This window comes from Shewanella abyssi, from assembly GCF_023284025.1.
Classification (GTDB): Bacteria; Pseudomonadota; Gammaproteobacteria; order Enterobacterales; family Shewanellaceae; genus Shewanella; species Shewanella abyssi.
Genome location: NZ_JAKIKR010000011.1, coordinates 1 through 22,588, shown reverse-complemented (window position 1 = coordinate 22,588; position 22,588 = coordinate 1). Strand labels below are relative to the sequence as shown.

Sequence of the window (22,588 nt, the reverse complement as noted above, 5' to 3'; positions counted from 1 at the left end):
TCTCAATAGGGCCCCAGAACATCAGCTTTATATCGACTTCAGCCACTTTGCAGGGTTTCCAGCAACGACAGTCGCCGCGGGGACATCTTTAGTGACAACAGACCCCGCTGCAATCACGGCATCATCACCAATACGTACACCTGGTAAAATTATCGCGCCTCCACCAATCCATACTCGCTCACCAACATGAATCGATTGGGCAATTTCAAACCCTTGACTGCGTTTTATCGGATCTAAAGAGTGGCTGGCGGTATAGAGTTGTACATTTGGCCCTATCATCGTTTGACGGCCAATGTGGATTGGGGCGTTGTCTTGCAAGGTAACGTTGACATTAACAAATACCTGTTCGCCAAGATAAAGGTTGATGCCATAACTGATAAAGAAGGGGGTTCGGATCACTGCATCGGCTGCAATGTTAGGCAGTAAATCTCGGTTAATTTCGCTGGAGAGATTAACTCGATGGTTAAGAGCCTGTTGCTGTTGCCAATAGCTTGATAGTTCAGGATCAAAACAATTGTATTGTTCACCCTTCACCATTTTATCAAATTGTTTATTTTTCACTGGAGTAAGTAGTGGCGTCATCAAATAATCCTTGGTTAGCGCTAGGCACAATAGTCTAGGGAACAAGCAAATCTTTGCCCTTTAGCCCTACTGGCCTCATAATGTCGGTCATTATGGTCATATAGCTGAGTGTTACAGTGCGTTTAGATAAATATATTTGTGAGTCAACTTCCCATTCTCGTGTTTCAGCCAAAAAAGCACTGCATCGTGGCGATGTCACTTGTAACGGTGAGGTGGTTAAAACCTCAGGTTTTAAAGTGACTGACGAGCATGAAATTCGTTTAGAGGGGGTGGTACTTAAGGTTATTGGTCCACGTTTTATCATGCTCAATAAACCGGTTGATACTATCTGCTCGACTATTGATGAAGAGTATCCGTCAGTGATCGGATTATTAGATGTTATTCGACCTGAAGACTTGCACATTGCTGGGCGTCTAGATGCCGACACCACAGGTTTAGTCTTGATTACCACAGACGGTAAATGGTCGCACAAAGTAACCTCTCCTAAAAAAGAGTGTGGCAAACGCTACTTGTTAGAGACCGCAGAACCGCTTGCTGCTGAGTTGGTTGAGCAGTTTGCCACAGGGTTACAACTCAATAATGAAGACGGCCTCACTAAGCCAGCAATATTTGAATTATTGGGCACGCATCAAGCGCGTTTAACGATTACCGAAGGTAAGTACCATCAAGTTAAGCGTATGTTGGCATCCGTTGGTAACCACGTGACTAAATTGCACCGTGAAAAAGTAGGCGAAATTGAGCTCGATAGCACACTTGAGCTGGGTGAATGGCGCTTTTTAACTGACGCTGAAGCCCAGTCTGTAAAATAGGTCAGTAAAATAAGTCAGTAAAATAAGCTGACGCTTTCCGGATAAGTCATATCAGCTTACCGGAGCGCATAGTGACAAATTAGATAGAGCACTGCACGTGGATACGTTCGGTGCTTTGTTGTATCTGGAGGCATCATTTGTCATTAATTAGTGGCACGAGTTGAAGAACTCCCTTTTAGTATGGGACAAAGCGTATAAAATAGGGCCCTCAAGTGAGGGCCCTATGACAAGGTTAAGCTAATCTATAATGGCTAACTAATAGCTCTTTAAAAGTGTTTTCACGATTAATGAAGCTTACGTCGCGAGTTCGCAATTAAGCCTAATAGCGCTAGGGCTAAGAAGCCTAAGCTACCCCCGCTTGAATCATCAGACGTCTCTTCATCAGGTGTTTCTGTCGCTGGCGGCGGAGTCGGCTCAACCCCATCAGAATTAACCGTTAGCATGAAGCTAGTGCTGGCTTGGTCATTGTTATTGGCACTGTCCATTACCGTTACGATGATTTCTGTTTCACCATGCCAATCGGTACTTGGCGTGATGTTTAAGCTCATGCCATCAATTTCAATTGACACATTATCGCCACTTGCCATCATCTCTACAGCACGGTTTTGAGTGTGCATGTATTCAACATTGATACCTTCCATCGCGTCATTCTCTGCCATTTCCATATTGGCAAGTTCGAAAACCGTAATATGGCTTGATACCGGGAATGGCAAGGATTTAGTCACAGTATTTGCCGTGCTTAAATCAGCGGTTAACGTCACGGTGTTATCACTACCTACTGCTGCAGAGTTTACTTTTGCAGAGAAGCGAGTCACTAAACGTGTGCTTTCAGGACCCTGATAGTTACCACAGATAACCATGTTGCTGGCTAATTTTTCAGGTTGATTGATTGCATACTCATCATAGTGATAGCCGTTTACGGGATAAAAGAAGCCACGAACTCCTTGGTAACCTTTAGTGCCAACGGTGTGAATGCCCTTATCTTCATTCATCTCCTCATAGCTATACATGATCTCATAGGTGTTTGGCGCAAAATCAATGTCAGCAGAAGCGAGCATGGTGAAGTTATAGTGAGTATCACGGTCAACCTCTTTACCAAACATACTTTGTTCCGTGGCGTACATTCTCTTCCACTGAATCGCTAAGTATTGTCCTTGATTAAGCGCTGCTGCGTAAACACCATATTGATAAGGTGTAAAGGTCGCAAAGTCCATTCCACTTTCATTTAGTGTCACACCATTTTTTAGCCAGAACGGAGCAATCAATAAATCACGAGCGCCATCAAACGCTAATGTTTCACCTGGGAAAGAGAATAGTGCATGGGCATCAAACCTCATTAAGCCATCACCTTGAATGGTGATGATATTAGTGGTGTCTTTCGCCTCTACGCCATAGAGCGGAATATGCGGGAAGTAGTTGTCATAGCCAACAAAGTCAGGAATTTCAAACATCTGGTTCCATTCGTTGTCAAATCCCGGCAGTTGTGGAACACCAATTGCGGATAAGTCTAGAAACTGCGGTGCATCACTGAACGGTAGGCGACACATTGCATCTTCAAGGCTGGTGGTGAACTCGTAACGACGTTCAGAATCTCTTGATGATGCTTGGATACCACTGATGGTAATCTGATTAGCTTCAATAGCGGTTGTAAGTGCTTCATGAAACTCATTGCCACGAACACTATCTGGCATTAACGTCATGCCTTCAGGTAGCGTGATATTCAAGTTGATTTCACGCTCTAAACCATTGAGGTTTGCGCCGTGAATAACCTCAAAATCGACAATGTCACCGACTTGAGCACCGGTATGGCTACTGGTCAGTTCCACTTCGTGCAAGGTACGACTCAGGCGAACGGGTAGCATGCCAATATCATCAATGTTGACTGGATCAGTACCAAGTGCGACCACGCCGTGGTAAATGTCACCCTCTGCAGCATCTGGCATGTTCCAATCCAGTGACAGTGTTACTGGCGCAACGCCATTGCTTTCAATGGTAGGAATAGACAGTTCGCTGCTTACCTGATCGCTCACAAGAACAACATTAGTCACAATACGATTGGCTTCATCATAAGGGTCTTCCCAGTTGACGGACCATTTCAAGTTTGAAACCATGTACCAATATTGACCCGGCTCAGGGTTGTTGATGGCACAGTAATCGCGCATACGCCAATTAGAGACACAGATAGCTTCATCTTGCCAGTGGATCTTCCCGTCATTGTTGACATCACGGCCTAGATCGATACGGCTGGAGTACTTTGCGAGGTTATCTTCTTCTGTTATTTCAACTACTAATCGCTTAGTCCCCTCTGGCACGTTGAACATACGGTAACCAATTTGAGAATCTGCCGCTGGTAGCGCATCTTCAAGTTCATCTGGCCAGCCTTGATTCTGTTTTAGGTGATACTCCTTTAATTCACCTTGAGTCATACCAAATACTGTGGCAGTGATGGAAGGCGACTCAGGTAACATCATGCCAGCTGTCATCATAGAGCCTTGTTCGCGACCAAAGTCTGCCTCAATAATCACTGGAATGTCAGCTTTCTTGTAGGTTGTGATAATTGGCAGTGTTTGTACTGGCTTGCTGCTGTCTGTTGGCGTAATCGCTAACTTGCCATAAAAGGTGTAGCCGTTAGTATTACCCGCGCCTAATGGTGAATCTGACTGATAATCCACATCAGGTAACTTAGCGGTCAACACAATGCGCTGAGTTTCACCTGCTTGCAAAGAGAAGTGACTCGGTGAAACCGTCAAATCCAGCAAAGAAGCGCCTTCATAGCCAGTCTCTTCAGCTGATACATTCCAAGAGCCGTCTGCGGTAGCGGTTACCGTCCTAAACCAGCTACAGCTTCCTTTACACTCACGATTCACTATGTATGGCGTGTTCAGCATTGACACATCGCCGCCAGCGTTAGGGTTAGCATTAGTGTAGTTCTCAACTGTTTCATCTAACACTAATGATGCGTTAACGGCTGCTGCAACGTTAATCACACCTGCGCCGCCTTGATCAAAGCTAAAACCAGCTTCTGTGGTCGTGGTGGTTAGTGCTGATTGGATCTCGGCAGGGGTCCAATCAGGGTGGGCATTTTTAACTAATGCCATCGCACCTGCAACGTGGGGTGAGGCCATAGATGTGCCGCTAATCGCAGCCCAGTTCATCCCATAACCCGATAACGTAAACAGACGATCGTTAGCATAAGCGGCAAACACATCAACCCCAGGCGCTGCTAATGTTGGCGCCAGAATATTGGGGTTGGTGGTGCTAGGTCCTCGTGATGAAAAGTCAGCTAAAGTGTCACTTTCGCCCATTTCGGTAAACAGTGACCCATCGCTTAAACTGGCGCGATGACCGGTACCTGAAGCGAGCCAGGTGACAATCTTGCCACCGTCATAATTGCCAACATGGGCAGTTGGGATTGAGTAGAAATCTTCAACTTTTGCTGCACCCGTTGGGTATTCCCAATCTGATTGGATGTTATAAAGAATCAAGCCAGCCGCGCCGCCCACTTTGATATTGTCGGCTTTGGCTGCTCGGGCTTGATCGCTGCGTTGGCAGACTACGATTGGCATCTCAGATAGTGCACTTCCATCAGGGTGAGCACTAAACGTCCCAGCGTTAAAAGGGGTATCACAACTTGCATTGTCGCTATTGTAATCTGCCGCTAACACTACAGGTCCTGTATAGGCACCGGTTATTGAGGCGGCACTCATTGCTCCGTAAGGGCTTGGACTTTCGTCACCACCTTCAAAGTTATCAATGGTTTTTGGGTTCGAGGTAATAACACGACCATGGGTCGTTGCTGCAACACTGGTTAACCAAGGTGAAACGTGATCCATCCACGCTTGACCGGCATTACCCGCAGAGGCTGCTACCGATACACCCGCTTCTCGAGCGGCTAAGAAAGCAAGTTCACTGGGTGATTCCCATGGAAATTGCTCAGAGCCACCTATCGAGTAGTTAATCACATCAACGCCATCAGCAATGGCGTCATCAATCGCTTTCAAAGTGACCTCTTGAGGGCAGCCTGCATAGGGGGCACCTCCGCCTCCAGCCCAACACACTTGATACGCAATAATGTTGGCGTGGGGTGCAACACCTGAAACACGGGGGAACACCAGTTCTGTATCACGACCTGTTATGTCATCACCGTAACCTGCTTCTGATACTTGGTATGCCACATCAAATAATACATTACCGGCAACAGTCGATGCGGTATGCGAGCCATGCCCATTGTAGTCTTCACCATTGGCCGGTCGTGCTCTATCCCAATCGGCCCACCAACCTTGATCGCGAAATACTGGATCGCCGTATGAGTCGGTAATTTCAGTGTAAGAACGGATACCTATGAGCTTGTCATTACACAAATTAGCAAACTCTTCTTTAGCACAATCGCCAATGTAGTTGCCGCTCCCCAGTGGGTTCTTAATGGCGATGTCATCATCACCCATGGCGGCGAAGGAGGGGTGGTTGGAGTTAATACCAGTATCTAAAATAGCGACTTTTACACCAGCGCCGGTGAATTTAGTGCCATTAGTCGTCTCGCCACTCCAGATTTTGTCAGCGCCAATGTGCTGTGGGCCTACATCCGTATGAAGTTCTAAAATGACAGAGCGGGTTACCGCTCTAACTCCTGATAATGAAGCGGCTTTTGCAGCTTGGGCTTGAGTCATATTGATACTCATGCCGTTAAAGGCATATTTGTATGACTGTCTAACTTGAGCTTGCTGACCAATCGCGCCACTAATATCTAACTGAATGTTAGCTTGCCGAGTTTCTAGGTAGTTTACATAGCTGCGACTCGCGCTCGATTGGGTATTTACCTTAGCTTTAGATTGTTTGCCAAAACCTTGAGGGCTGACAGCGGGCGCCGTTGCAGAATATCCGGCGATACTGCCATCATAAGTGGCAACAGGCTGCTCTATTAGCTGAATAATATAGGTGTGCTCGCCTGGGGCTAAGTTAGATTCAAACTGAAAAGGAATATTTTCATTGCTGGCGACGGCTCGATGTTGGTTCGGTCCGTTGGTTAATCCTCTTCTATTTAATCTCGCATTCTGAATTTCCTGTATTTTTTTGTACTCTTCTGAGGAGATGTTGACAGGGTTGACGCTAATATCGCCAAACATTAGTGTCTCTTTATTTGAAGCCGTGCCTGCTGCACCCGCCCCTGCAGCATATATTGCTGCTAGGGTCATTAAACTGACTTTTTTTAGTCTCATGTATGTCTTCCCGTTTATATGGATTAAACGCATTCGTTGTTTTTATTAACCACCTGTTGCAGCGCGGTATGTAGATTGTTAGATTTTTTCGAGTTGGGAATCCAATACGTAGAAGGCATAGAGGGATAGGTACAAGGTATTTTAAAGGGTGTAAAACCACTATTTTATACAATTTAAATTTGAGTTTGGAAAAATGCTTATTAATTCAATCTAGAACAGGTTTTGTTTTTAAGATTGAAAATGTTAGTTAGTTACACGTGATACAAGTTGTTTCATTTGTGATTTTTAACAGTTGATATCAGAGCGTATTTTTTGTATTTTTAACTTCACTGTATACGCAGTGATAATTGTTAGTTTCCTATGCTTAAATATTAACAATAAGAAATATTTAAGGTGCAGTTAACTTTAAAAAGGTATTTTAAGTCATTTTGAAATAGGTAGGGTATGGAGTTAAGGCATTTAAAACATTTTGTTACCCTGGCTGAATATAAAAATTATAGCCTCGCAGCAGGTCAACTCAATATATCTCAACCGTCTTTATCAAGAAGTATCCAGCGTCTAGAGAAAATACTAGATGTGAAGTTAATGGAGCGAAATTCTCGCTATGTGAAGTTGACTTATTTTGGCAGTGTTGTGCTAGAGCATAGTCAAAAAATACTGGGTAATGTAAGTAGTTTAGAATCTGACATTAGTCTAAATGTGAGTCAGGTTGCAAGTAACCTAGTGTTGGGCGGGGGAGTGCTAGCCGGGCCTCACATTCTCAATGAGTTATTAAGTGAATTCACCAAAGATAATCCTAACTACAATATGGAGCTCTGCTTTAGGTATGTAAGTGAACTGTATGATTTACTCGTTAAAGGTGAGATTGATCTGTTTTTGGGCGAGACAAAAATAACAAGATTAGACCAAAAGTCAGATTTAAACATTATCCCATTTTGCCAATCAAAAGGTATATTTTGCTGTCGTTCAGGGCACCCTTTGTTAAGTGAAGAATACTTGTATACTCCTAGATTAAAGGACTACCAAGTTGCTTTGCCTAGAGGGACACCCCATGAAATTGAGAGTTTATTTGATGACTTGTTTGACATAGAAAGAAAGGGGTTTAGCGGGTTGGTTAAATTTGAAGAGATCCATTCAATTCTTCATTCCCTGCATGAAAGTGACATTATTTGCTTATTACCTGATTTAGTTATCCAAAAAGAATTAGATGCTGGCAGGGTCGCGACACTCAATGTGTTAAATATGCCTGAAATCGAAGTTGAATATGGAATGGTGACGTTAAAGGACAAGGTATTATCACAAGCGACTAAAGAGTTTATCGAATTTATTAATAACAGATGATCCGTAAACACAAGGCGCCAAATAGTGAGTTTTAGCGCCCTGTTTTAAGCCTTAACTTATAGAATCTATCTGTGCTGCAGTTTGCTAATTGGATAGCTTTATGTCGCCGCTAATGGTTGACGCATTGAGGTCCGCGCTACCATCTCCCGCTTGGAACTTTAGATACTTTTGTGGTGAATACTGCTCTTTAGAGACCTTATCACCGCTTAACTTATTGGTGATGCTGCCACCAGGGCCACCGTTGCATCACCCGATACCGTTTCTAAGATTACTTTTCCGTCAAGCTCTCGGCTGGAGATGTCACCCGATACGGTATGCAGCATGACTTTATCAGTCAGTTTACTGGCTTTGATATCACCGCTGACTGAGCTGATGTCCATTTTTCCATCCAATGCTTCGATACGGAAATTGACAAATATCTTTATACTCCAAGGTTAAAAGGTTTTCCTATCTCTTTACCTAGAGCCACAACATCAGATATTAAAGTTGATTATGGAGTGGTGTTTCATAAGTCTAGAGTTCCCGATGGGACTAACAAATTGTTTCTTGAATATTTTAAGTCACTCGTTACCAAGCCCTGTCATTGAACTTAGCCAAGTCAATGTTGATAAACAAAGGGGCCCTCAAATGAGGGCCCAATGACAAGGTTAAGTAAATCGCAATGCTTAACTAGTTGCTCTTTTAGTTAACCACGTTTACGTCGAGAGCTTGCAATCAAGCCGAGTAGCGCAAGGGCTAAGAAGCCTAAGCTACCACCACTCGAATCATCCGATTCCTCTACTACTGGAGGAGTGGTTACTGGTGGTGGAGTGGGGTCCACACCGTCCGACTTAACTGTAAGCATAAAGCTCGTTGATGCTTGATCAGACGGGTAAGCCATATCGTGTACGGTCACAGTGACTTGGGTGGTACCATGCCAGTCGGCATCCGGGGTAATCGCAAATGTCTCAGCGTTAACGACTGCGGTAATGTTCTCGCCGCTAACCGTCACGCCGTTAGCCGTGCCTTTTACGTCGTTGTAAATGACGTTCAAGCCTTCAAGGATGGTATTTTCTTCCATCATCATATCTGACATAGGTGCAACGGTGATGTTACTCGCTGTCGACACAATGTGGCTGGCTGTGACCATCTCTGAATCGGCATATTGAGACTCAACCGTTACCATGCTGTCTGCACCAATAGCACCGGCAGAGACTCGGGCCGAGAACTTCAGTGACATGGCTGTTTGCTCTGGGCCTCGATAGTCGGCACAGATCACCATGCCTTCGCTGACCTTTTCATCGACATCGCCGTAGGCAAAACCATCATTATACCAGCCATTAGCTGGACCGAATGGTGCGCGCTCTCCCCAATATCCGTGTAGGCCGATTGAACCAAACTGATCATTACTTGTGCTTAGGGTCTTGTAGGCGAAGATCACTTCGGGGCTTTCGTTATCGAAGCTAATATCCGTCGCAATAATGGTCTGAATATTGAACTTTGCATCGGGATCAGGGTTTACATTACCGCTAAAGAACGCGGCCCACTCTTCACCGCCATCCCACTGGAAGATGTAGTGCTTGTTGGTAACAGCACCGTAAACCACGTTTTGCCAGCGGTAAGTATCCCAATTTATGCTGGCTTCAGGCATTCTTACATCGCCACGCCAAAGTGGTGCCACCATAGTGTCTGGGAAGTTTTGGAAGTTATCATCAAATGCTAAGTTTATATTCCAAAACTCATTCATAGGATCGAACTGCACATAACCAAAGGGTGAGATAGATAGCACATCTTGACCAAAGACCTCTGGGTTACCATAAAGTGGTACATGGGGTAAGCCACTCGCCGCTAACGGAATACGAAGAATTTGATTTGAATAACCACTGATCCCCATATGACTATAGCCTTGCATCGGCAGATCATAGAAGGTCTCATCTTCACCATATGGCACCTTACATGTCGCATCGGTTAGGTTGGTCGTATATACATAGTGACGTGGCATATCGCTCGACGAGACTTGCGCCGCACTGATGCTGATAGTGTTGCCATCAAGTGTCATTCCATCGACATAATCACCGATACCGCCAACGACGATGGACTCCTCAATGAGCTGCATACCTTCTGTAAGTGTGGTGTTAACGGTGAACTCACGCTCTGCACCTAATAGGTTAGGCGCTAGTTCAACGCTAAAGTCTATTATGTCACCCACTTTAGCGGCAGTTTGCGAGGCGTCAATGCGGGTGTCTGAGCCGAAGTGTTGCAGTTTCACGGCAAAGTCACCAAGGTTGGTTGCGTTATATTCATCGCTACCTAAGCCGACAACGCCATAGTAGGTATCCCCTTCCATTGCACCAGGTAAGTTATAGTTGAGTTTCAATTGATAAGGCGTTAAACCGTCAGTAGAGGCCGGGCCTTCTACTGTTATGTTGACGTCATCTGATCCACCTACGATGCCTAAGCTTACGATAAACTCGTCGGCTAAGTTTTTAGGGTCTTCATACCCCCATTTCCAGTTTGCCGCAATGGCCCAGTAGCGACCCGGTACGGGATCGTTGATGGCACAAAAATCGCCATTATCTGTGTATGAATAGCAGATAGCTTCATCTAACCATTGGATCTCATCATCTTCGTTGATATCCATACCGATATCGATTGAGGTATAAGCATGCTTAGGTGCTGATAACACTTCCCAAACAACGCGTTTAGTGCCTTCTGGTACATCGAAGAAGGTGACTTTAGCGCCGCCATCGGCCTCTATCTCCGCCACGGTTAGTCCGTCAGAATATAGACGTGCATTTGCGGTTGGGAGCTGGAATTCAAAGCGTTGGCCTTTGGCCAAACCAAACACCTTAGAGTTTAGTGACTGTATCTCTGCTGTATTTAGCATCGGTGTCAGGGTATGGCCCTGTTCACGATGAATGATGCCTGATATTTCTGACGGTAAGTTGTCGCCGCTAAAGCGTATGCCGACAGGCATATGCTGCGTCGGTACACTGCTATCTTGCGGTGTCAGTACCACATTACCGCTTAGCTGTAGACTGGAAGAGTCTGCGCCAATGGCCTCAACTTCGAGAACGTTAGCCGTTAACCTGATCGCTTGTGATTCCCCCGCTTTCAAGGTGAAAGTCTTCGGAGCGACTTCAAGTTCAAGCATAGGTGCACCATCGAGCATATCAGGTGTCGCTTCAACCGTATAAGTCCCATCTTGAGTCGCGGTGACTATGCGCATTAGCGTACAAGTACCGGCACAGCTATCGTGGAAAAAATAGGGTAGATTCAAGCTATGAACATTACCGCCATTATTTGGGTTAGCTGCACGGTAGTTCTCAGTGGTTTCATCGAGTAACAGACCGGCGTTATTAGCACGAGCCACGTTGATAACACCACTACCCGCATCGGCAGAACCTGCAGCGACTGGATCAAATGGGTAAGCATCACGAGAACGCGTTACTCCCTCTAATGAAGCCGTTGTCATTAACGCAGATTGAATTTGAGCTGGACTCCATTCTGGATGTGCCTGAGTCAATAGGGCCATCGCACCAGCTACATGTGGTGCAGCCATTGAGGTTCCGCTAATTGCGGAATAATCTGCGGGCATACCATACATGCTAAACGGCATCTCATCGGCCCAAGCGGCGTAAATATCGACTCCTGGCGCGGCAAGGTTTGGTGACATCACATCTGGCGCTTCAAGGTTAGGTCCACGTGATGAGAAGTCTGCAACATAATCGGCAGTACGCTCTCTGGTGATAACCTCTGAAGCGGAAATGGTTAATGTATGATCTGAGCCCGATGCTAACCAGTCTCGGAGGCCATAATAGTCGTTGCTGTTATTGCCGTAGTAACTACCATTGTCGATGTTAATGCCTGGGATTGAATAGGGGTCATTATGAATAGGCTCGGAAGAACTCGCGTTCCACAGAATAAATCCACCGGCGCCACCGGCCTCGACATTCGTCGCCTTGGTAACACGGGCGATATCACCACGCTTACAGACCACAATTGGCGCGGTTGCATATGGATCACCGTCGGGGTTTACAGCGAAGAAGTCCGCTGGGAATGCCTCATTACACATCTCATATTCGCTACCATAGGCTTTCGCTTCGACAACTGAACCCGTGTACTCATCTGTGATGCCTGCACCAATCAGCTCTGCAAGAGGCTGATCTCCGCCAGAAGCTGCTGTCAGCATCTTGCCTTCAACGGCGATCTCGCGGCCATGGGTGGTGGCGGCAACCGAGGTCAACCAAGGTGAGAAGTGATCGATTGCTCCACGAGCTTGCGTTGCATAATTAGGATCGTATGCGTTACCCGCAGACGCCGATACTGAAATGCCGGATTCTCGCGCGGCAAGAAACCCGAGCTCCATTGGGTCATCCCAAGGAAAAGTACCGAAGGTGGCACCGATCGAGTAGTTGATAACGTCTACACCATCTGCGACCGCATCCTCAATGCCTGCGAGTAATGCAGAGCCTGGACAGCCACCGTAGCCATCACCATAGCTGCCATCACCGGGGAAGCAGACTTGGTACATGATGATGTTGGCCCGGGGGGCGACGCCAGAGACTTTAGCGAATGTAAGGCCGGTTGCTACTCCATCACCGGCTTCTGCGGGAAGCGGCACAACATAATCTACATCCATCAGTTCATTACCCGCTGCGGTAGATGCTGTGTGAGAACCATGACCGTTGTAGTCTTCACCGTTTTGTGGCCGTTTAGGATTGCTAATATCCCACCATGGCATTTCTGGTTGGAAGGCAGCGTCCATATAGCTGTCGGTGATACTCTCGTAGGAGCGGACACCGATAAGCTTATCGTTACACATGCTAGCAAATTCGGCTTTTTCACAGTCACCTAAGTAGCCATCGTATCGAGTGGGCATGGTGTGGACGTAACCGTCACCGGCAACTGCGGCGAAAGAGGGGTGATCCGAATTGATCCCCGTATCGAGCACACCAACAACTATGCCTTCACCCTTGTATTTGTCATCGGCCGCACTGCCTGTCCAAAGCCCATCAGCACCAATATGCTTAGGGCCATTGTCGGTATGAAGTTCATACATTTTCTCTATGCTGACATTACGAATACCAGGAAGCTCGGCAGTACGCGCAGCTTGCTCTTGGGTCATGCGCATTGCCATGCCGTTAAACGCTAGGGTATAGCGATTCTTTATATCAAGATTACCGCCTACTGTAGCCGAGATCTGCGATAAGATATTGTCTTGCTTTTGAGTAAGGTATTGGCTGTAGCGCTTCACTGCATTGCTATTGATATCAAGTTTGTTGTAGCCCCTAGGGTTGAGCATGGCTGGCACAGTGTTAACCGTCGGCGAGGTCGCTTGAAACTGCTCCGTTCCCCCTCTATAGAGTGACACTGGCTTTTCACTTAGCTCAATAATATAGGTTTGTTCGCCAGTGAGCCCCTTTTGATACTTGAAAGGCACCTTACCGTCACGCGTGAGTGCTACCCCGCGGTGAACATTTTTACCATTGCTGTTAGGGCGAGTTTGCGCATTGCCCGCGCGGTCCTTTCCTGAATTGAGCTCTTCATTGTATTTGAGTATTGCATCTGTAATGACAATGCTGCGGATACCATTGTCTGTTTCTGGCCCTGAAGCTGCCACGCTGCCTGCTCCCGCAGCGTAAATTGCTGCTATGGTCATCAGGCTGATTTTTTTTAACTTCATTGATTGTTCCCTATTTTTTTATTTTGAATGGGTTAATTCTCAGAACTGGGACATTTTTCAAGGACGATTTTTAAACGCGGAGGGTTAAATAATCCAATGCGTAATTTGCATTGGGTTATGTGCTTTATGCATTCGGACCCTGTTTGTATCAGCAATCTTCGATTGACGCCTTCTTTGGGGTTGCTGTGATGAATGGTATTGCCAGTGTTAATCTCTGCTTGCTGCCGGTGTTACGGATGAATATTTTGCTGTGACTTGTGCTGTTTAGTGGAATGTTTTACGGCTTGTGTTTTAACTTTGACGCGCGGATTGATATATTTGATACAAGTTGTTAAGTATTTGTTGCTGTCAGTTGTCCAGCCATCAACTGCCAATGCTGTTCCCATTGCCGTGACAATTGATTACTGAAATTAAAGCTGTTTAAATACAGCTTATTACGCTTACTTGTGTACGTTTACAAGTCGAAATTATGCGTGATACAAAATGTAAGCAACGAGTGCTTGAATTCATATCGTAAAGTCATTACCTTGATGGGGAATCGCACTTTTTAAGCAAAAAAGTTAAATAACTAACATAGTTCGCATCGGTTTTGGGGTGGGGCAATAGATAACTATCTTTGTTGAATAAAAATAATAAGTGAGCAAAGGTTATGGAATTAAGACATTTAAAACATTTTATGGTGTTAGCTAGGTTAAAGAGCTTTAACCTAGCTGCCAATCAGTTAAATCTGGCACAACCTTCTTTATCTCGAAGTATCCAGAAAATGGAAGATTTACTCGGCGTGAAGTTACTAAACCGCGGTGCCAGTAGTTTGTCTCTGACCACTTATGGTGAATTGGTTCTCGAGCATGGCGGAAGTATTATTAGTCATGTAGATTATCTAGAATCTGAGATCCAATCTCTTAGAGGTATTGAGTCTGGACGCCTAATTATTGGTGCCAGCCCTATTCCTTCGAACAGTTTAATTGGTCCTGTAATAGGGCATTTCATCCGGGATAACCCCAAGATAAGTGTTGAACTTAAAGTTGATAAATGGAGCCATTTGTATCAACTATTGCTTAAAGGCAGTTTATCTTTATTTATTGCCGAAGCTAAAGCGACCTCTCTTGATGAGCAAGATGATTTGATGGTGCTACCACTACCAGCATCCGATGCTATTTTTTGTTGTCGACCAGAGCACCCTTTGCTGTCTGAAAATCATGTTTATTTGCCGACTTTAAGAGACTATCCGTTAGCTGTACCTCGCTCAATGCCGCAAAAACTAACAGATCAATTTGGTGACTTATTTGATGATGATAGGCATGATTTTGCGGGGTTAGTGAGGTTTGACCAATTTCACCCTATCAAGGAGGCTCTGTATAACTGCGATATAGTGGTCATTACACCTAACCTATCGGTTAAGAAAGAGATAGAAGAGGGGCGGTTAGTGGCGCTAAGTGTTGAGAATATGCCAAATATAAAAGCGAGCTTTAGTATTGTTTATCTTAAGAACCAACGTTTGAGTACTACAGTTCAAAGCTTCGTTGATTTCCTCTTAAAGGCTACCGAGTCGTAAAGTTAATAATATTAGCGAAATGAGAGAACCCAAAAGGTTCCCTCTTTTCATAGCGAAACGATTGCTAGCCTGTAGGCTAATTGGATAGCTTTATGTCGCCGCTAATGGTTGACGCATTGAGGTCCGCGCTACCATCTCCCGCTTGGAACTTTAGATACGTTTGTGGTGAATACTGCTCTTTAGATACCTTATCACCGCTTAACTTATTGGTGATGCTGCCACCTGGGCCACCATTAATATCGAACGAAACATTGACCTCGTTGATAAAGTGAATATCAATATTGCCACTGACGCTGCCGAGTTTTGCTTTATCTTTAAGGCTGGCAATGGATAGGTCAATATCGCCGCTGACGGTTTTAATACTAAGGCTATCAATATTGGCAAGTGCTACTGTTGCATCACCCGATACCAGCTCGACGACGACTTGAGTTGCAGTCGTATTTGCCGTTAACTCACCGCTGACGAGACGATAACCGACCTTACCAGAGCTATCGGTATCTTTAATTTCACCCGATACCGTTTCTAACATTACTTTTCCGTCAAGCTCTCGGCTGGAGATGTCACCAGATACGGTATGCAGCATGACTTTATCAGTCAGTTTACTGGCTTTGATATCACCGCTGACTGAGCTGATGTCCATTTTTCCGGTGAATGCATCGATACTAAAATTGGCCGATACCGCTTCAGCCTGAAGTTTAATTTGCCGTGGCAACATGATGGTCAGTTGCGAGCCATCTTTATTGCTGCCATTGTATCGCCTTGGCATCTTGTCTTCGATGACCACATGGCTACCTTTCACAGTAAAGGTTAGCCCTTCACTCAACTCATCAAGCTCGCCTTTAACGCTAATTTCGTTCTTGTCCCATGACTTAAAGACCACATCGCCTCGTTGTACATTGACACTGACTTTGGGGCTCCCTTGAACTTGTTGAGACTGATCGACAGCAGTACCAGCAAGTGTGGTTTGGCTGATAAACAGTGCCGTCAATGCAAAGCTGATAAGCGGTGTTTTATTCATATTAATGCTCCCTGATGTTGGTCGGCAGTGGGCAGCTTTTGCCCTTGCTGCAATAATTCTATTTCTCTTTGTTGGGTCCAAAGCCAAAGCTGCCATAGCTCTTTGTCATGGGGTGTCTTAGTGAGTGTTTGATAGATCTTTTCGGCCGCTTTTCTTAACTGTTCAATGCCTTTATTCAGAGGCATACCAAGCTCAGTGGCTTGCCAATTGACCTTATGGCTCTGGTGCAATAATGCTATCTGTTGTTCATGTTCTTGCTTGATCTCCGATAGCGTTACCAGCAGCGGTGATGCATTTGATTGTGCTGTATAGAGCGGCATAATTACGCCGTTGCTCCACATCGCAGTACCTAATATGCCAGTCAACAAAATTACACTCGCTACGGCAATACGGCGCCAATGGTTGGGCTGCGCATATTCGGGTTTATCGAGTTGCTTCTCTATATCGCTCCATAGCTCACGTTCGGGCGCCAATGATTTAGGTGCTTTGGCTATTAATTGCTGCAACTTATCTTGTGAATGACTCATCTGTGCATTCCTTTTAAACAATATTTAATTCAGTACTTAAGCCAGAATTCAATCCAGAATTCAATCCAGAATTCAATCCAGAATTCAATCCAGAATTCAATCCAGAATTCAATCCAGAATTCAATCCAGAATTCAATCCAGAATTTCGGCGAGTAACTTGTGTTCGGTTATATCGACTCGGTGGTATTGTGCTTTGCAGGTGGCTGGCGCTGTACCCTTACTCACACCCTTGCCCACATCCATACTCAATCGTTAATCCAATATCTCAGCGAGTAATTTTTGCGCTCGGTGGTACTGCGCTTTACTGGTACCAGGCGCTATTCCCATTAGTTGACCAATCTCTTCATGCTTGTAGCCTTCAAGTGCAAATAGTACAAAAACAATTCGAGCTCTTTCTGGCAATCTAACTAAGATTTTGTCGAGATCTTCGTATTCATCTTGTACTGCTTCAACATCGATCTCCGCTGCTACAAATCGAGACCAAAAAGAGCGATGTTTCTTCAGACTATTGAGTGCTTGGTTAACCGATAGCGTGTGTAACCAAGTGGTAAATTGGCTTTGGCCTTTAAATTGGGGCAACTTTTGCCACAAGGTGACAAAGCAGTCTTGGGTGGCATCTTCTGCTAATGCGACTTGACCAGTAATGCGAAAGCACAATGCATAAACACGTCGATGGTGTTGTAGGTAAAGCTGTTTAAATGCAGCTTTGTCGCCTCTCTTTGCGCTATCGATAAGGTCAGGCTCATTGAATGAACTCTGCTCCAAGACCTTTAATTGTGCTGTCACTACATGTTCCTTATGTGCTACCGATATAGATAAGACAAAGCTAACCCATAAAAAGGTTTAAACAGAAATAAAATAAATAATTGTTTGGGTATATATTGTTGCAGATGAGTCTAAATCGGATTTAGTGAAGGGTCAGGGTTGTGGGGCGACAATGTAATAGAAACAATAAGGCTGATAACAGCAGCCTTATTGTCTGAAAAGTATGAATTCTTAAGCCGAGTTCTGAGACATTTTAGCGTAGACCAGTTGCGCGCCGACAAGATCTGATAGTGCAGTGCCTACTGTTTTAAAGAGGGTGATCTGTGCAGCACTTTCTCTGGCCGATACTTTGGACTGGCATAATTGTGCCAGTTCACCCTTGACCTCATCGAGTGAGAATACACCCTCTTCAATCGGGATGAGCAGCTCTCCCGCCTCAGCAAATACATTGATTTTTGAATCAACAAACACAGCCGATTTTTGGATGAGGTTGCTATCGCATTCACGGCGATCGTGGTTGTGGTTGCCAACGAAATCAGTATGAGTACCTGCTTGCACCCACTCTCCTGGGAATAGTGGTGCTGGCGAGCCTGTAGCGCAGCTAATGATGTCTGCATCCCGCACGCTGGCCTCTAGATTGTCACAATAGATAACCTCAATTTCTGGGCGTTGATCACGGATAAGTTCGACTGTTGCTCGTGCTTTAGCTTCCGTACGTCCCCAAATTGTGATTTGCGTGATTGGTCGTACACTTGCGTGAGCCAGTGCCATAAACGAGGCCAAATTACCGCTGCCACACACCAGCAACTTACTTGAGTCTTCACGGGATAAATAACGACTTCCCAGCGCTGAAACCGCCGCGGTGCGCCAGTAGGTCACGCTGGTGCCATCGACCAATGCCTGTGGCTCACCCGTGGCTCGGCTAAAGATTAAAATTTTAGAATAGAGGCTGGCAAGCTGAGGATCTTTTTGTGGATTTCCCGGAAAGTAAGTAAAGGCTTTAACGGCAATAGTTTTGTCGTTCCAAGAGGGTAAGACTGCAAATGCATCGCTGTGGCTTGAAGACTCATCAAGACTAAAGACCTGTCTTTGTGGCATACCTGCGGGACGAGAGAATGTTTCGTCGAGGGCATCGACAAGTTCGTTGAAATTTAAAGACTGGTGCACAGACTCGGCATTGATGACTAGCATGAGGGCCTCTTAAAGGTATATTTTATATTATTTGTTGGGGCAGTATGAGTCAATCAACTTCATATTGCTATCCGAGCACATTAACTTCAAACAATGTCGTACAAAAAACATTCAAATTAAAATGAGCTTAAATTGCTGGGAATTCAATGTGTTAGTTTGGTTTAAATCGCTGCCTCCTTGGTGTTTGATGCTATTTAAAACTACCTTTCTCGCTTAAAGTGGTTTTAACGATTAAATATGCGGTGATGACTGGTTTAATGTTGTAGACTCGCGCCCCTCGTTAATGTTGCTCACTAGATGTTCTCATCTTGCTGTTGGGGTTATATGTTGATCCGTCATAAGTTACTTTTAAGTGCCACCGTCTCTATTACTGCACTCGCTGCTATGTTTGCTTTACAGCTGTATTTTGGTCAAGTTCAATCTGAGCTGTCTCAAGCATCACAAGGGATCTCTAGTCTTAAAAGCGAAGTATTAAGCCTTCGCCGAGACGAGAAAGACTTTCTTGCCAGATTGGATCTTAAATACGTTGATAAGCACAAATCGAACAACAATGACATTGAGTCACTTACCCGTGAACTCGACAGTGTATTTTCTAAGTACAAGATTCCGACTAAAGCACTGACTAACTTCAACAATGATCTTGCTATATATAGCAACACCTTTGGCAAGGTCGTTGTGTTGAATCAACAGATTGGTTTAACGCCAAAGACAGGTTTATACGGCACACTGCGTAATGCAGTACATCAAGTTGAGTCTCTGGTTAAGCAATATGACCAACCCGCATTAATGGTGCAGATGCTGCAATTACGTCGAGCAGAAAAAGATTTTATGCTCAGGCGTAGCGAAAGTTATGTGGCAAAGTTTGATAACAGTTTAAGCAACTTCGAGTCGGTATTAGCCCTATCGATATTAGCGCCGACGGCTACACAGCAAATATCGATGCTGATTCAACAATATAATACTGACTTTAAAGAGCTGGTGATAAAAGAGAAGCAACTGGGTTTATCTATAACCCAAGGTCAAATGGGTGAGTTAAGGCAAGCTGTTGCTAATACTGATAGCGCCTTGGCACAGCTTGAAGCTTTAGCAAGCACAGCGATTCAAGATAAAGCACAGTCTGCATTTTACTTAGGCTTATTGATAGCAGTACTCATCGCACTGGCTTTAGCAGGGGCAACCTTTTTAATTATCCGCAGCATTATTGACCCTGTTAAACAGATCACCGCGGTGATCACCCACATCGAAGTGAATAAAGACTTGTCGATGCGATGTGATGCTAGCAGTGATGATGAGCTTGGCCAAATCGCCAAACACTTCAACAGTATGGTTGAAAGCTTCCAAGAGCTGATTGAACAGGTAACAACATCTGTCGACACCATGAATCACTCTTGCCAAGATCTCGCCGCTAATGTCACTCGGGCATCCAATGGTGTCGCCAGTCAATTAAATGAAACTGATATGGTCGCGACCGCAATCACTGAGATGGGCGCAACGATTGAAGAGATCGCTAAAAATACTGAGCTTGCGGCAAATAAAGCCAGTACAACCCATGAGAATGCTTTGCTCGGTCAAAGAGGCGTTGAACATACCATCGAGAAAATTGAGTCTTTGGCACAGCAAATTAATGAATCTTCACTGGTCGTTAATGAGCTTGAAAAGGACACTGAGACCATTGGTCGCGTGCTTGGGGTGATCAAATCGATAGCTGAGCAAACCAACTTACTCGCGTTAAATGCCGCGATAGAGGCGGCAAGGGCAGGCGAGCAGGGCCGTGGTTTTGCCGTCGTCGCTGATGAAGTTCGTAGTTTAGCGATGCGAACGCAAGAGTCTACCGAAGAGATCTCCGCCATTGTTCAGACCTTACAGCGTCGAACTCGCTCTATTGTACAGGTGATGGAAGCCAGTCGAATACAAGGCGATGAAAGCGCGGTACAGGCAGCTTCTGCCGGGGCACTTCTACAGCAGATCAACTGCGATGTGACCAATATTATGGATATGAGCACGCAGATAGCCGCAGCGATTGAAGAGCAAAGCATGGTGGCAAGTGAAGTGAATAAAAATGTGGTGGTGATTAGAGATATCGCCCAAGAGACAGCCAATACCGCGCTAGAGAACTCATCAGCGACAGAGAGTGTAAAAGAGCGCGCTGAGTTTTTACTGCAGGCAGTGAGTAAATTTAAGGTGTAGCTTCTTAAGCGCAAAGCTTTATGAAAAAAGGGTTAGCTGAATAAGCTAACCCTTTTTTGCTTTTACATGTGTAGTGATCCGTTTGCGTGCTACAGCCTTAAAGTAGCATTATTGTTCAGTGCTTGGGAGAAGGTGAAGCGGCGCAGAGTCACTTAAGTAAGCTTCATCAACTTGATCTAACTTGTTATAACTGATCATCTGCCGGATCCCATCGATATAGGCTTGGCCTCTTTCTGAATATTTGTCCAAAGTGCCTGCCAGCTCAATACCGGTAATAGCGGAGTTGCTGGCACGCAGGCTAGCCCTTAGGCTACGCAACTTTTTGTAGGCATTATTGGTGTTTAGGTTAAGCATATAGCCCTCAACAGATGCCAAAGGCGTATCGAAACGGGCTAAACCATAGTTGCCAAGCTCTTTACGTTGCTGTTTCGGGATCATGCCGTTGCCACTGAAATCCCACTGCCCAAAAAATGCATTGCCTTCGACGGTAAAGCGAGAGGTTGCCCAGCCACTTTCTTCAGCCGCTTGCGCTAATACTAATGACGGCGGCAGTATGTCAATCTCCTGCAAAAGCTGTTGCCGTTGTTGTTCGGTCATTGTTTGCTCTACGCTTTTGATCATACTGTATTTAACGGCAATATTGAGCAATACAATATCATCTAAAGGTGCTGATTCGATAAGGCGCCTTTCGAGTAAAATATTTTCATTTGCGACTAAAATCAGCGGCGCAATTAACCTAAAAAACACCATCTTCTTTTGCTGTACAGGAATGTTGTTCGAGGTCTCTTGCCAACGTTCACTCACAGAGCTAAAGGTCAGCCTCGGCACTTCTCGGTTGCCATCATTCCAGCTTTGGCTATTGTAATTTAGCGAATCAAACAGGGCCGACAATTCATCGAGTGAGTTTATACGTATCTCTTTAGGCGCGTACGTTGGCCTGTCATCAGAGACATTAATAAAGCTCATTTGGGTTGCCGTTGAATCTGCCGCAGTAGCAAGGTCTGCAGCGACTATGTGTTGCTGATTTGACTCCACTTTAGCTGACTCAGATCTATTCTTATGCTTGTGGCTTTTGGTGATGAACTCTGGGTTTACGGCCGGCTCAGGAGTCTTTATTACGGCACTATTATAATCGGGATTAAACTGAGAATTAGCAGCATAAAGCAGTAACAGGACTGCAATCGTGAGCAGCGCAATTTGGGTTTGGGGTTTTCTAAGCATCGAAGCGTCCTTTCGGTGATAGCAATGAGGCGACATCAATTAATCGTTACCGTCTAAATTTAGTCGATCCTTAACTAACATTCCTTCATTGTTGCCAACGTGTATGATCGCCGTTTTAATCTGGCTGAATATGCCATTAAACCTGCCCTGAACGGATCTCTTTTTGCAACATTGTCCAGTTGATGACACCGACAATATGGTCTTCATTTTCTTGGTAAATGTACACTTCACCTCGTCGCTCTTTAGACAGCAATAAATACACTTCATTGAGCGTTGCGGTATCAGATACTCCTAGAATGGGGTGGCGAGTCAAGGTTGTCGCATCATCACAGGCTTGCAGTTCAAGCTGGATCATTTCAACTTGGCCCATGGCATTACGGACTAATACTGAGCGGCCTTCGGCCCGTTTCAGCACTTCCAGCAGTAGCTCATCGTTATCACCGACAATAATAAAGCGTTTATCCATAAGGTGGCGAACGCCGACTTTTTGTAGCCCTAAGTTAACCGGAGC

The 22,588-nt window shown here is 45.2% G+C and carries 13 protein-coding genes and 1 pseudogene; 4 read left to right on the top strand and 10 right to left on the bottom strand.

What is annotated here, in order from left to right; all coding sequences use genetic code 11:
- Nucleotides 1–27 precede the first annotated feature (27 nt).
- Nucleotides 28–582, bottom strand: coding sequence for a sugar O-acetyltransferase (locus tag L2755_RS07020; protein ID WP_248979974.1), 555 nt, complete (start codon nucleotides 580–582; stop codon nucleotides 28–30).
- Nucleotides 583–698: 116 nt separating this feature from the next.
- Here L2755_RS07020 and rsuA point away from each other — a divergent pair, with 116 nt between their 5' ends.
- Nucleotides 699–1,391, top strand: a complete 693-nt coding sequence (gene rsuA, locus L2755_RS07015; protein ID WP_248979973.1) for a 16S rRNA pseudouridine(516) synthase RsuA — start codon at nucleotides 699–701, stop codon at nucleotides 1,389–1,391.
- A gap of 284 nt (nucleotides 1,392–1,675) precedes the next feature.
- On the opposite strand, the gene L2755_RS22160 is transcribed toward rsuA, so the two are convergent.
- A complete protein-coding gene (locus tag L2755_RS22160) occupies nucleotides 1,676–6,607 on the bottom strand; it encodes a S8 family serine peptidase (RefSeq protein ID WP_283102744.1) in 4,932 nt (1,643 codons plus the stop codon).
- Nucleotides 6,608–7,051: 444 nt separating this feature from the next.
- Here L2755_RS22160 and L2755_RS07000 point away from each other — a divergent pair, with 444 nt between their 5' ends.
- The gene (locus L2755_RS07000) at nucleotides 7,052–7,948 is read left to right on the top strand and encodes a LysR family transcriptional regulator (RefSeq protein WP_248979972.1); all 897 of its coding nucleotides are present in this window, start codon (nucleotides 7,052–7,054) and stop codon (nucleotides 7,946–7,948) included.
- 206 nt (nucleotides 7,949–8,154) lie between these two features.
- On the opposite strand, the gene L2755_RS06995 is transcribed toward L2755_RS07000, so the two are convergent.
- Together L2755_RS06995 and L2755_RS22155 are read right to left on the bottom strand one after the other, a co-directional pair.
- On the bottom strand, nucleotides 8,155–8,328 hold the full coding sequence (locus L2755_RS06995) for a DUF4097 family beta strand repeat-containing protein (protein WP_248979971.1): 174 nt from the start codon (nucleotides 8,326–8,328) through the stop codon (nucleotides 8,155–8,157).
- Nucleotides 8,329–8,633: 305 nt separating this feature from the next.
- On the bottom strand, nucleotides 8,634–13,613 hold the full coding sequence (locus L2755_RS22155; RefSeq protein WP_283102743.1) for a S8 family serine peptidase: 4,980 nt from the start codon (nucleotides 13,611–13,613) through the stop codon (nucleotides 8,634–8,636).
- Between the two features lie 649 nt (nucleotides 13,614–14,262).
- Here L2755_RS22155 and L2755_RS06980 point away from each other — a divergent pair.
- Complete coding sequence (locus L2755_RS06980) at nucleotides 14,263–15,168, top strand: LysR family transcriptional regulator (RefSeq protein ID WP_248979970.1); 906 nt, start codon at nucleotides 14,263–14,265, stop codon at nucleotides 15,166–15,168.
- Nucleotides 15,169–15,244: 76 nt separating this feature from the next.
- Here the strand turns inward: L2755_RS06980 and L2755_RS06975 are convergent, their stop codons facing one another.
- The 4 genes from L2755_RS06975 to lhpI form a co-directional block, all read right to left on the bottom strand.
- On the bottom strand, nucleotides 15,245–16,186 hold the full coding sequence (locus tag L2755_RS06975; RefSeq protein ID WP_248979969.1) for a DUF4097 family beta strand repeat-containing protein: 942 nt from the start codon (nucleotides 16,184–16,186) through the stop codon (nucleotides 15,245–15,247).
- A complete protein-coding gene (locus L2755_RS06970; RefSeq protein WP_248979968.1) occupies nucleotides 16,183–16,713 on the bottom strand; it encodes a hypothetical protein in 531 nt (176 codons plus the stop codon). The genes L2755_RS06975 and L2755_RS06970 overlap by 4 nt, the downstream gene beginning before the upstream one ends.
- A gap of 252 nt (nucleotides 16,714–16,965) precedes the next feature.
- On the bottom strand, nucleotides 16,966–17,499 hold the full coding sequence (locus L2755_RS06965; protein WP_248979967.1) for an RNA polymerase sigma factor: 534 nt from the start codon (nucleotides 17,497–17,499) through the stop codon (nucleotides 16,966–16,968).
- Nucleotides 17,500–17,709: 210 nt separating this feature from the next.
- Nucleotides 17,710–18,669, bottom strand: a complete 960-nt coding sequence (gene lhpI, locus L2755_RS06960; protein WP_248979966.1) for a bifunctional Delta(1)-pyrroline-2-carboxylate/Delta(1)-piperideine-2-carboxylate reductase — start codon at nucleotides 18,667–18,669, stop codon at nucleotides 17,710–17,712.
- A gap of 324 nt (nucleotides 18,670–18,993) precedes the next feature.
- On the opposite strand from lhpI, the gene L2755_RS06955 reads away from it, so the two are divergent.
- On the top strand, nucleotides 18,994–20,856 hold the full coding sequence (locus L2755_RS06955) for a methyl-accepting chemotaxis protein (protein ID WP_248979965.1): 1,863 nt from the start codon (nucleotides 18,994–18,996) through the stop codon (nucleotides 20,854–20,856).
- Between the two features lie 108 nt (nucleotides 20,857–20,964).
- Here L2755_RS06955 and L2755_RS06950 read toward each other — a convergent pair whose 3' ends face one another.
- Both L2755_RS06950 and L2755_RS06945 read right to left on the bottom strand, forming a co-directional pair.
- Entirely contained in the window at nucleotides 20,965–22,077 is a 1,113-nt protein-coding gene (locus L2755_RS06950; protein WP_248979964.1) for a glucosaminidase domain-containing protein, read from the bottom strand.
- A gap of 136 nt (nucleotides 22,078–22,213) precedes the next feature.
- Nucleotides 22,214–22,588: pseudogene (locus tag L2755_RS06945) on the bottom strand (chloride channel protein); the annotation flags it as partial.

Coding starts and splice junctions, on each gene's coding strand:
- L2755_RS22155 (WP_283102743.1), bottom strand. CDS start 13,613: ATGAAGTTAAAAAAAATCAGCCTGATGACCATAGCAGCAATTTACGCT.
- L2755_RS06995 (WP_248979971.1), bottom strand. CDS start 8,328: ATGGACATCAGCTCAGTCAGCGGTGATATCAAAGCCAGTAAACTGACT.
- L2755_RS06975 (WP_248979969.1), bottom strand. CDS start 16,186: ATGAATAAAACACCGCTTATCAGCTTTGCATTGACGGCACTGTTTATC.
- L2755_RS06970 (WP_248979968.1), bottom strand. CDS start 16,713: ATGAGTCATTCACAAGATAAGTTGCAGCAATTAATAGCCAAAGCACCT.
- lhpI (WP_248979966.1), bottom strand. CDS start 18,669: ATGCTAGTCATCAATGCCGAGTCTGTGCACCAGTCTTTAAATTTCAAC.
- L2755_RS06950 (WP_248979964.1), bottom strand. CDS start 22,077: ATGCTTAGAAAACCCCAAACCCAAATTGCGCTGCTCACGATTGCAGTC.
- L2755_RS07020 (WP_248979974.1), bottom strand. CDS start 582: ATGACGCCACTACTTACTCCAGTGAAAAATAAACAATTTGATAAAATG.
- L2755_RS22160 (WP_283102744.1), bottom strand. CDS start 6,607: ATGAGACTAAAAAAAGTCAGTTTAATGACCCTAGCAGCAATATATGCT.
- L2755_RS06955 (WP_248979965.1), top strand. CDS start 18,994: ATGTTGATCCGTCATAAGTTACTTTTAAGTGCCACCGTCTCTATTACT.
- L2755_RS06980 (WP_248979970.1), top strand. CDS start 14,263: ATGGAATTAAGACATTTAAAACATTTTATGGTGTTAGCTAGGTTAAAG.
- L2755_RS07000 (WP_248979972.1), top strand. CDS start 7,052: ATGGAGTTAAGGCATTTAAAACATTTTGTTACCCTGGCTGAATATAAA.